The organism is Methermicoccus shengliensis DSM 18856 (genome assembly GCF_000711905.1).
Taxonomy (GTDB): Archaea; Halobacteriota; Methanosarcinia; order DSM-18856; family Methermicoccaceae; genus Methermicoccus; species Methermicoccus shengliensis.
The window spans coordinates 35,244-44,363 of sequence record NZ_JONQ01000013.1; the positions used below are offsets into that span (position 1 = coordinate 35,244).

The window sequence follows — 9,120 nt, forward strand, 5'->3', positions numbered from 1 at the left end:
CTTACCTCACTTCTCCTTGCGAAGCGAGGGGGAGAGGTCACTTGCTCTAAAAACGCCACCTCAGCCACCTATCGCCACGCTCATTATCTGTATTCGTGTTTAAGTGTGTTTTGATTTGTCTGCACATCGCATCTGCCAGCCTTATGGGGGCTGGAAGCTTGTGGCCATCGAGCATCTCGAGGCAGAGTGCCAGAGCCCTCTCGTGGGTCGTCCTGTGTCCAGCCGCCACCACGATGGGTTTGCATCTCGCCTTCGTGAGCACGAGATGGCCCACCACCTTCCCCCCGTAAAGTAGGGGGTGGGATTGTCTCACTCTTGTGGGGGTGCGTGCCGTACCACACAGCACTTTTTTGGTGATTCCGATGGTGGGCAGGTCGAGAAGCACACCAAGATGGGATGCGAGACCTGCCATGCGGGGGTGGTTCACTCCAGCACCATCCACGAACAGCACGTCTGGGACAGCCTCGAGCGAGCGGACTGCCCTCGCACACGCCCTGCACTCCCTGAAGGCGAGAAATGTGGGCACGTAGGGGTACTCTGTGGGAGCCATCGCCCATGCACTCTCCACCACCTTAAATGTGCGGGCATCGAGCACCACGCATGCAGCCACCGTGTTGTACGACGTGTATGCACAGTCAACTCCGCCCACCCTCCTCACCTCCCCGAGCTCATCATCGAGCCTCACGTGCTCCCTTACCAGCCTCTGTGCCTTCAGCATGGACTCTTTGCTTTTCGAGGATGGGAGCAGCACATCTTCATCCATCGCCCATCCCTCCAAGAGGCTTGGATAGCACGATTGTGTGCACATCTCTTGCCCTGTGGTGCTCCATAATCCTCTCTATGGTGTACCCCCTTCGAAGGTATAAGGTGAGCGCCCGCTCGTTGGTGGACCATGTGCACACCCATGCGCTCCTCACCCCCATCTCATACAGCCTTTGCTCCAGCGAGTCCAGCATGCACCCCCCAATTCCCTTGCCCTGTGCATGGGGCACAACACACAGCATGTTGATGTATGCACCTTCCCGTCCATTCTTCCCGAGTGTGTATCCTGCCACCCCCACGCACTTTCCATCCTCCTCAAAGAGCAGATAGCCAGAGTTCTCGTCGTTTAGCACTTCCATCACTCTTTCCTCGATGCCCCGTCTTCGGCTGGAGAGGGGTGGAAAGAACAGATCATCCGCGCATTTTAGCACCTCCACGATTGCCTCGAGGTCCCTATGTTCAGCCCACCGCATCATCCACATCCCTTAGCCTGCCGTAATCCAGCACTGTATACACTGGGTATGTCTCGGCCTCAATGCCCCCCTCCTTGAGGGCTGCACCCACATTGACTCCGGCATATATGGGCAGTGCGACCTTGCGCGCCCTCACGGGCACCCTCAGATAGGGTTTTCCACTCTCACTATAGCCCACAACACCCCCGATGCCGATTCTCTGTGCCTTGGCGAGCACCGCTTTCGTCTTTTCAACACTGGTGCACAGCACCTCCCTGACGTTTGCGAGCACTATCCCATTGCCGTCGAGTGCCGAGAGCACCGACGTGGTGTGCCTTGCAAGAAACACCCTCATGGGGTCTATGGATACCCCTCCATAGCCTATAAGCTCCACGAACGCTTGGGGCTCTCCATCTCTGACGTACAGCGTGCCAGCATACTGAGTGTCCACAGGAATGCCGTGCTTGGTCAGTATTCCATCCACAGTCATGCTGCACACGGTGAGCAAGGCCACATTGCCAGGCGGAACGTGCACGACCTCGGAGTCTTCATCCTCTATCCCAACCCGCCTGCACACAACAAACCCGCTCGAGCACACCCTTCGAATCAAGTCCCACGCTCGCTCAAAAGCCTCCTTGGGGATGTAGGTGACGTTGACCACACTATCTCCCCTTCCGGAGTCGATGTCGATGTTGGTCATGTACACCTTTTCCTCTATTCTCGAGAGCGTGAGGCTCACTCTGTGGACTGCCAGAGCCTCCTCGAGCTCTCGTATCCCTCGTGAGGTTATTGTCCTGCCCGTATGTCCCACCTTTCTCGTGAGTCCCATCTCGTCCAGCAGTCTCAGGTAGTATCCCACACCCCGCTCGGTAATCTCGTACCCCCTCTCCCTGAGCTTATCCGCTATCTTTCCAGCACCCACAGAGCCACTGCTCTCTCTGATTATGTGCAGTATCTCGAGCACCTTTTTTTGCACGTGTGGGTCAGTGGATATCATCGCCGATGGCACACCTCACTATGGGGCTCGCATCAATGCATCAATATACGACACCTCATACACAACACTTTTATATCAAGATACGCATTCAACCCCAACTTGAAGGCTCGCACTGGGTGAACACATGGTCACGGTTTATGACGTTCCAGCGGGAAAGCTCATAGAGGCCCTCGCAAAGAAGCTGAAGGAGGGCGAGTTCGGGGAGGCTGGATATAGGATAGAGCCTCCCGAGTGGGCAGCGTATGTGAAGACAGGGGTGCATAGGGAGTTCTCCCCCCACGACCCAGACTGGTGGTACGTTAGATGTGCCTCACTGCTGAGGAGGCTGTACGTGGATGGACAGGTGGGTGTGTCTCGGCTGAGGACGTACTATGGAGGAAGGCACAGGCGGGGGGTGCGTCCCCCGAAGTTTGCGAAAGGAAGCGGCTCGGTGATAAGGCATGCCCTCCAGCAGCTCGAGGCAGCGGGACTGGTCGTCAGCACCGAGCGCGGAAGGGCAATAAGCCCGAAGGGGAGGTCCCTTCTGGACAACGTTGCCTACGAGGTCATGCAGGAAATACTGGTCGAAAGGTCGGAGCTAAAGAGGTACTGCTGAGGTGGAATATGGGGGACGATGAACTCGAGGAGCTGAAAAGAAGGCGGCTTGCCCAGCTTCAGGAGCAGCAGATGCGGGAGCAGATGGCTGCCGCACGGGAGGAGCAGCTACGTGCTGAGGTGGAGGCACGCAAGCAAGCCATTTTGCGCACGATACTCACACCAGAGGCAAGGGAGAGGCTGAGCACACTCAGGCTCACGAGGCCAGAGCTCGTCGCCCAGCTTGAGGCACAGCTGGTGGCGCTCGCCCAGAGTGGCAGGATTCAGGCAAAGCTCACCGACAAGCAGATTAAGGCACTGCTGCTCCAGCTCCAGCCCAAAAAGCGAGAGTTCAGGATAACGAGAAAGTGATGCAGGTAGCCGTGCTGTTCAGCGGGGGCAAGGACAGCTCCCTCGCTGGGCTCATGCTCTCACACCTGCTCGATGTGGAGCTGATAACGGTGAGCTTTGGGGTATGTGATGCATGGGTGCATGCGAGGGACAGTGCTCGCGCGCTTGGGATGAGCCACAGGGTGGTGAACCTTCCGAGCGATGTTGTGGAGGAAGCAGCACAGATGTGTCTCGAGGACGGCCATCCCAGCAGGGCGATTCAGCACATCCATGTGCGCTCCATAGAGCTGCTCTCGTCGCTGGGCGTCACACGCATAGCAGATGGCACACGGAGGGACGACAGGGTGCCCAAGCTCACGATATCGGAGGCGAGGAGCTTGGAGGACAGGCTCGGCATCCAGTATATGTGCCCTCTCTGGGGGATTGGAAGCTCCACGATAAATGAGCTTGCCCGCACACTCTTCGAGTTCGAGCAGGGCGAGAGTCCACAGGTGCGCAAGGCCGATTACGAGGTGGAGCTGCGTGCCATGGTGGAGGAGATGGGAGGCCCCTCTGCCGTGGGAAGGATATTCCCCCAGCACCACGTGCAATCACATGTGATAGGAATGAGAAAGGGAGGAATTGAATGAGCAAGGTCACGAAGGGTGTAAAGCTCAGGCTGGCAAAGGCTGCTAAGCAGAACTCGAGAGTGCCAGTGTGGGTGATCCTCAGGACAAACCGCAGGGTTCGCACCCATCCAAAGCGCAGGCACTGGAGAAGAACGACCCTCGACAAGTGAGGTGGGAGCATGGCAGAGGACGAGAGAGTGTACACGATTCCGCTGAGGGATGCCAAGAAGGCGCCCAGATGGAAGAGGGCGAACAGGGCGATAAAGGAGATTTACCTGTTTCTCTCAAGACATACCAAGACTCCTCTGGAGCACATAAGGCTCGACCCCAGCATAAATCACAGGGTGTGGGAACGCGGAATCCAAAAACCCCCATCCAGAATAAGGGTGAGGGCAGTCAAGTTCGAGGACGGCACCCTCGAGGCCGAGCTTGCAGAGTAAAGGTATGCTCATGGATGAGAGGGCACTTGAGGCCAGAAGGCTATCTCTGGAGGGCAGCTCCAACATAGGGGTGTTTGCAAGATGCACCGAGGAGTATGTCCTCGTGTGCCCCTCCCCGAGGGCGGTGGTGCACAAGCTTGAGCAGAGGCTGGGTGTGAAGGTGGTGGAGATTACGCTTGGCTCCAGCGTGGTGGTGGGCTCACTTGCATGTGCCAACTCCTCTGGGATTGTGCTCACTCGCTTTGCATCAGACGAGGAGGTGGCCATGCTGGAGAGAGCCACGGGGTGTGCTGTACAGCGCCTGCACGATAGGATGACGGCATGCGGCAACATCGTGCTTGCCAACGACCACGGTGCCCTCGTTCACCCAGAGCTATCCGACACCTCCATCGAGCTCATAGAGGAGACGCTCGGCGTCAGGGTGGTGAGGGGCACCGTTGGCGGGCTGTTCACGGTGGGAATGGCGGCAGTTGCCACCAACGAGGGCGCACTCGTCCATCCAAGAGCCACGAGCAGCGAAGTATCCCTTGTTGAGGACGTGCTGAAGGTGCCAGCAGATGTGGGCACCGTGAACTTTGGCTCAAGCCTCGTGGGAGCGGGAATAATAGCCAACACCAAGGGCTATCTTGCGGGTAGCGATACCACGGGATTTGAGCTCGGGAGAATCGAGAGGGCTCTCAAGTTTGTGGAATAGAGAGGTGGCGTTATGAAGCCTGTAAAGAGATTTAGGGTAGTGGGAAGCTTCAAGGCTGGAACTGAGTGGGAGAGGTTCACCAAGCTCGTGGAGTGCGAGAACGAGAAGAACGCCATCGAGAAGGTGCTCTCCACCATAGGCAGCAACCACAAGCTCAACAGGAACCTCATCAAGATTCGCGAGGTAGAGGAGGTCTAACATGGTACAGGGTGAACAGGGTGAACAGGGTGCCCCCTCGAAAGAGGAGATAAGTGAGATGTACATCAGGTATCAGCAGCTTCGGGCACAGGCAGAGTCCATGGCCCAGCAGCTCGATATCCTGAGGCTCTCCATTGCCGAGCTTCAGAGGGCGGTGGACGGGCTGGATGCTCTGAAAGAAAAAGGTGGAGCCGAGGTGCTCGTTCCAGTGGGCTCGGGAGCCATGATGAGGGCAACGCTGGAAAGGAGCGATACAGTGGTGGTGAGTATAGGTGCAGGCTTTAGCATAGAGCGACCACTGGATGAGGCCAGGGCATATCTCGAGCGCAGGAAGGAGGCACTCTCGAAGAACTATGAGGCAGGCACCACCACCCTCGCCAGCATCACGAGCCAGATGCAGCAGATTGGCTCGGTGCTCGAAAGATACATGAGAGTATGAGGATGTTCCGCTCGCTAAAGGAGAAGCTAAAGAAGCTAACCTCCTCCCTGGAGGAGGCAGTTGAGGAGGCAGTTGAGAAAGAACCGCCCCGCGTGCCCAAGGTGGGTCTTAGAGATAAAGCCAAAAGCCTGCTCGAGGGCAAGGTGGTGATCTCGGAAGGGGCAGTGGATGATGTGCTGATGGAGCTTCAGCTCCTGCTTTTGGAGAGCGATGTTGCCTTCGATGTGGCAGAGAAGATATGCGCGAGCGTGAAGGAGAGACTGGTGGGCACGAAGAGAGGTATCGGAGAGAGTGTGCACGGGCTCGTGGAGGATGCCCTGAGGCAGGCCATGGAGGAGGTGCTCACCATAGAGCACTTTGATTTCGATGCGTTTGTGAAAGAACACGAAAAGCCCGTGCACATCCTGTTTGTGGGTGTGAACGGCACTGGGAAGACCACCACGATTGCCAAGGTTGCCAAGTACCTCATGGACAGGGGCTATTCAGTGGTGCTCGCTGCTGGAGATACGTTCAGGGCAGGGGCGATACAGCAGCTCCAGACCCATGCGGACAGGCTCGGGGTGAAGCTCATAAAGCATCAGGAGGGGGCAGACCCCGCTGCTGTGCTGTATGATGCACTGGCGTATGCGAGGGCGAAGCACAGGGATGTGGTGCTCTCCGATACTGCGGGCAGGATGCACACCAACGTGAACCTGATGGAGCAGCTCGCAAAGATATGCAGGGTGGCACCCCCTGACCTGACGCTGTTCGTGGATGAGGCAACGGCTGGCAACGATGCGGTGGAGAGAGCAAAGAAGTTTGCCGCCACCACGGGGTTTGATGGCTCCATCCTCACCAAGATAGATGCCGACACCAAAGGTGGGGCTGCAATCTCGATTGCCCACGAGACTGAAAAGCCCATCATCTTTTTGGGCACTGGACAGGGTTACGATGACCTCGTGCCCTTTGATGCCGAGTGGCTTCTCGACAGGATATTTGAGTAGTTTTGGAGGTAGCTATGGAAGGCGAAGGAGCAAAGCTGAGAGGGGCAAGGATATATGTGTTCACGGGAACGGGGGTGGGCAAGACCACCGCTGCCGTGGGCAGAGCCATCAGGTTCGTGGGGGAGGGCAAGAGGGTGGTGATGGTGCAGTTCATGAAGGGCAGGAACAGAACAGGGGAATATCTCATCCAGCAAAGGCTGTATCCAGACTTTCAGGTGTATCAGTGTGGAAGACCCGGATGGGTGGATCTGGAGAACCCCTCCCAGCAGGATAGAGACCTTGCCCACACTGCCCTCGAGAGGGCAAAGGAACTCGCAAAAATCGAGCAGCCAGATATGCTGATACTGGACGAGGTAAACCTCGCATGCCACATTGGGCTCATAGGCGTGGATGAGGTGCTCGAGCTGCTCGATGAGCTTCCAGAGGACATGGCGGTCATCCTGACGGGCAGATATGCGCCCGTGGAGCTCGTGAGGAGGGCAGACGTGGTCTCTGAGATACTGGACATCAAGCACCCCTGAGGCTACGACGCACCCCCCTCTCCCAGCTCCTCTTTGAGCTTTTCTGGCCGGGGCATCTTGTACACGATTGTTCTGTATGGGAACGGAATCTCCACGCCCTCTGCATCGAAGCGCTTCTTTATGGCCTCCCGTATGTCGCATCCAGTGGCAAATGCCGTGGGGCGGTCTCTAACCCAAAAGCCCACCCTCATGACCACAGCGGAATCTGCAAGCTCTATCACTCTCACCCGTATTTCATCATCGCCGTGTGCCAGCCCCCTGCGATACCTTGCGAGCTGCTCGTATCCCATCACGTCTGGATGCCTGCGGGTCTCTTCCAGCATGATTTTCCTCGCGAGGTCTATGTCAGAGTCATAGCTTATCCCCACGTCCACCGTCCAGTACACTGGAGGCTCCCCAATCGTCCAGTTCTGTATCGTCTGCTCGCTGATCACGGCGTTGGGGATGACCAGCCGTTTGTTCTCCCATGTCTGGATGATTGTGTACTGGAGGTTGACATCCTCCACCCTGCCATACTCTCCCTGGATGGTGACGTAGTCTCCTATTCGAAAGGGCTGAAAGACGCTTATTGCCACGCCAGAGAGTAGGTTGCCCACCACCTTCTGGGCAGCAAAGCCCACCACGATGCCGGCAAATCCAGCACCAGCGAGCAGCGTTATTGAGATGGAATTCAGGGAGGGAAAGAGCGAGATGATGAACATGAGGCCCATGAGGTATATGGATAGGACGACTATGCGCCTCATCAGGTTTACCGCCGTGATGTTCACGCCCCGCTCACCCAGCCTATCCACGAGCGCCTCATAGTGTCTGTCGATTGCCTTGGATGCGAGCCTTCCGAGTATGTACATCACTACGAGGCCAATGGCGGCCACTATTAGCCTGAGAACGAGGGTGCCGTTTGCGATATCGGAGATGTAGGCTTCCAGCAGTGATATCATCCCGTTTTTCCCTTGGCTTTTATGTATATAGTCTTTGGCGTGAGCAGCTGCTAAAGGGTTAAGTATCGCTCACGCTCTTTACCACATCATGGGTGCACGAGAGCCCGTTCGCACTTCCCGCGTGGCCATCATCATTCTGAACTGGAACGGCTGGCAGGACACCATCGAGTGCCTCGAGTCCCTCTATCGCATAGACTATCCCTGTTATGATGTGGTAGTGGTGGACAACTGTTCTGTTGATGAATCGGTTGAGATGATAAGGGAGTACTGTGAGGGCAGGATAAAGGTGAACTCGATGTTCTTTGAGCACTCTTGGGAGAACAAGCCCATACACCTCATAGAGTACACCAGAGAGGAGGCAGAGCTTGGAGTGGCAAAGAGCACAGGCTCCATTCCACCATCGAGACGTCTCATACTGATAAAGAACGAGAGGAACTTTGGCTTTGCCGAGGGCAACAACATCGCCATCCGCTATTGCTTAAAGGTGCTAAAGCCAGAATATGTGGTGCTGCTCAACAACGACACCGTCGTGGATGTGCGCTTTTTGAGCGAGCTCGTGAAGGTGGCAGAGCAGGACGAGAGCATCGGAGTGTTGGGGCCCAAGATATACTATTACGATTTTGATGGCAGGAGAGACGTGCTGTGGTTTGCGGGGGGGAAGATTGATGTGTGGAGGGAGATGCTCTATCGCCACGTGGGCATCGGAGAGGTGGATGAGGGGCAGTATGATGAAGTCCGGGATGTGGACTGGATCACGGGCTGTGCCATCATGCTCAGCACAGCGCTGCTTGCCACCCGCCAGCCCACCCGCCAGCTGAACCCAGAGTACTTTTTTGGCAACGAGGATGTGGAGTACTGTGTTGAGGCGAGGCGGGAGGGATACAGGGTGGTGTATGTGCCCTCCTCCAAGGTATGGCACAAGGTGGGCATATCGAGGGGCAAGCGAAAGGAGAGCTTCACATCCATCAGGAACATTCCAGATTACTTCACCCTAATAAGGAGGAACTTCCCCAGATGGGTGTACTACTATCACCTCTTGCTGCTCGGGGCTGTGCTTCCGAGGTGGGCTCTGCTATACCTCATAAGATACAGGGACATGGGCATGCTCATGGACTTTATGCGCAACATGGCAAGGCTCATCAGGGGAAGGTGAGCCCTACTCAA

Annotated in this window: 15 protein-coding genes; 11 read left to right on the plus strand and 4 right to left on the minus strand. The window is 56.5% G+C overall.

The window, feature by feature from the left end; genetic code table 11:
• Nucleotides 1-46 precede the first annotated feature (46 nt).
• Genes BP07_RS05435 through BP07_RS05445 form a run of 3 tightly spaced genes read right to left on the minus strand, consistent with a single transcriptional unit; the run spans nt 47 to nt 2,211 of the window.
• Nucleotides 47-763 carry an endonuclease V gene (locus tag BP07_RS05435; RefSeq protein WP_052353276.1) on the minus strand — a complete coding sequence of 239 codons (717 nt, stop codon included), beginning with the start codon at nt 761-763 and terminating at the stop codon, nt 47-49.
• Nucleotides 756-1,238: a GNAT family N-acetyltransferase gene (locus BP07_RS05440; protein ID WP_169736252.1), complete on the minus strand. Its 483-nt coding sequence runs from the start codon at nt 1,236-1,238 to the stop codon at nt 756-758. Before BP07_RS05440 ends, BP07_RS05435 begins: the two co-directional genes overlap by 8 nt.
• Nucleotides 1,222-2,211 (minus strand): DUF128 domain-containing protein, encoded by a 990-nt coding sequence (locus BP07_RS05445; RefSeq protein WP_042686702.1) that lies wholly within the window; start codon nt 2,209-2,211, stop codon nt 1,222-1,224. The genes BP07_RS05440 and BP07_RS05445 overlap by 17 nt, the downstream gene beginning before the upstream one ends.
• Nucleotides 2,212-2,335: 124 nt before the next feature.
• Here BP07_RS05445 and BP07_RS05450 point away from each other — a divergent pair, with 124 nt between their 5' ends.
• The 10 genes from BP07_RS05450 to BP07_RS05495 are packed head-to-tail and all read left to right on the plus strand — an operon-like array spanning nt 2,336 to nt 7,018.
• On the plus strand, nt 2,336-2,806 hold the full coding sequence (locus BP07_RS05450; protein ID WP_042686704.1) for a 30S ribosomal protein S19e: 471 nt from the start codon (nt 2,336-2,338) through the stop codon (nt 2,804-2,806).
• The gene (locus BP07_RS05455; protein WP_042686783.1) at nt 2,800-3,156 is read left to right on the plus strand and encodes a DNA-binding protein; all 357 of its coding nucleotides are present in this window, start codon (nt 2,800-2,802) and stop codon (nt 3,154-3,156) included. The genes BP07_RS05450 and BP07_RS05455 overlap by 7 nt, the downstream gene beginning before the upstream one ends.
• Nucleotides 3,156-3,764 (plus strand): DUF7411 family protein, encoded by a 609-nt coding sequence (locus BP07_RS05460; RefSeq protein ID WP_042686706.1) that lies wholly within the window; start codon nt 3,156-3,158, stop codon nt 3,762-3,764. The genes BP07_RS05455 and BP07_RS05460 overlap by 1 nt, the downstream gene beginning before the upstream one ends.
• Nucleotides 3,761-3,913: a 50S ribosomal protein L39e gene (locus BP07_RS05465; RefSeq protein WP_042686707.1), complete on the plus strand. Its 153-nt coding sequence runs from the start codon at nt 3,761-3,763 to the stop codon at nt 3,911-3,913. The genes BP07_RS05460 and BP07_RS05465 overlap by 4 nt, the downstream gene beginning before the upstream one ends.
• Nucleotides 3,914-3,922: 9 nt before the next feature.
• Nucleotides 3,923-4,183 (plus strand): 50S ribosomal protein L31e, encoded by a 261-nt coding sequence (locus tag BP07_RS05470; protein ID WP_042686709.1) that lies wholly within the window; start codon nt 3,923-3,925, stop codon nt 4,181-4,183.
• Nucleotides 4,184-4,193: 10 nt separating this feature from the next.
• A complete protein-coding gene (locus BP07_RS05475) occupies nt 4,194-4,877 on the plus strand; it encodes a translation initiation factor IF-6 (protein WP_042686785.1) in 684 nt (227 codons plus the stop codon).
• A gap of 12 nt (nt 4,878-4,889) precedes the next feature.
• On the plus strand, nt 4,890-5,075 hold the full coding sequence (gene rpl18a, locus BP07_RS05480; protein ID WP_042686711.1) for a 50S ribosomal protein L18Ae: 186 nt from the start codon (nt 4,890-4,892) through the stop codon (nt 5,073-5,075).
• 1 nt (nt 5,076) lies between these two features.
• Nucleotides 5,077-5,514 carry a prefoldin subunit alpha gene (pfdA, locus tag BP07_RS05485; protein ID WP_052353277.1) on the plus strand — a complete coding sequence of 146 codons (438 nt, stop codon included), beginning with the start codon at nt 5,077-5,079 and terminating at the stop codon, nt 5,512-5,514.
• A complete protein-coding gene (gene ftsY / locus BP07_RS05490; RefSeq protein ID WP_338045904.1) occupies nt 5,511-6,497 on the plus strand; it encodes a signal recognition particle-docking protein FtsY in 987 nt (328 codons plus the stop codon). Before pfdA ends, ftsY begins: the two co-directional genes overlap by 4 nt.
• Before the next feature lie 14 nt (nt 6,498-6,511).
• A complete protein-coding gene (locus BP07_RS05495) occupies nt 6,512-7,018 on the plus strand; it encodes a cob(I)yrinic acid a,c-diamide adenosyltransferase (protein ID WP_084174130.1) in 507 nt (168 codons plus the stop codon).
• Between the two features lie 2 nt (nt 7,019-7,020).
• On the opposite strand, the gene BP07_RS05500 is transcribed toward BP07_RS05495, so the two are convergent.
• Nucleotides 7,021-7,956, minus strand: a complete 936-nt coding sequence (locus tag BP07_RS05500) for a mechanosensitive ion channel family protein (protein WP_042686714.1) — start codon at nt 7,954-7,956, stop codon at nt 7,021-7,023.
• Nucleotides 7,957-8,044: 88 nt separating this feature from the next.
• On the opposite strand from BP07_RS05500, the gene BP07_RS05505 reads away from it, so the two are divergent.
• Nucleotides 8,045-9,109, plus strand: a complete 1,065-nt coding sequence (locus BP07_RS05505; protein WP_042686716.1) for a glycosyltransferase family 2 protein — start codon at nt 8,045-8,047, stop codon at nt 9,107-9,109.
• Nucleotides 9,110-9,120 lie beyond the last annotated feature (11 nt).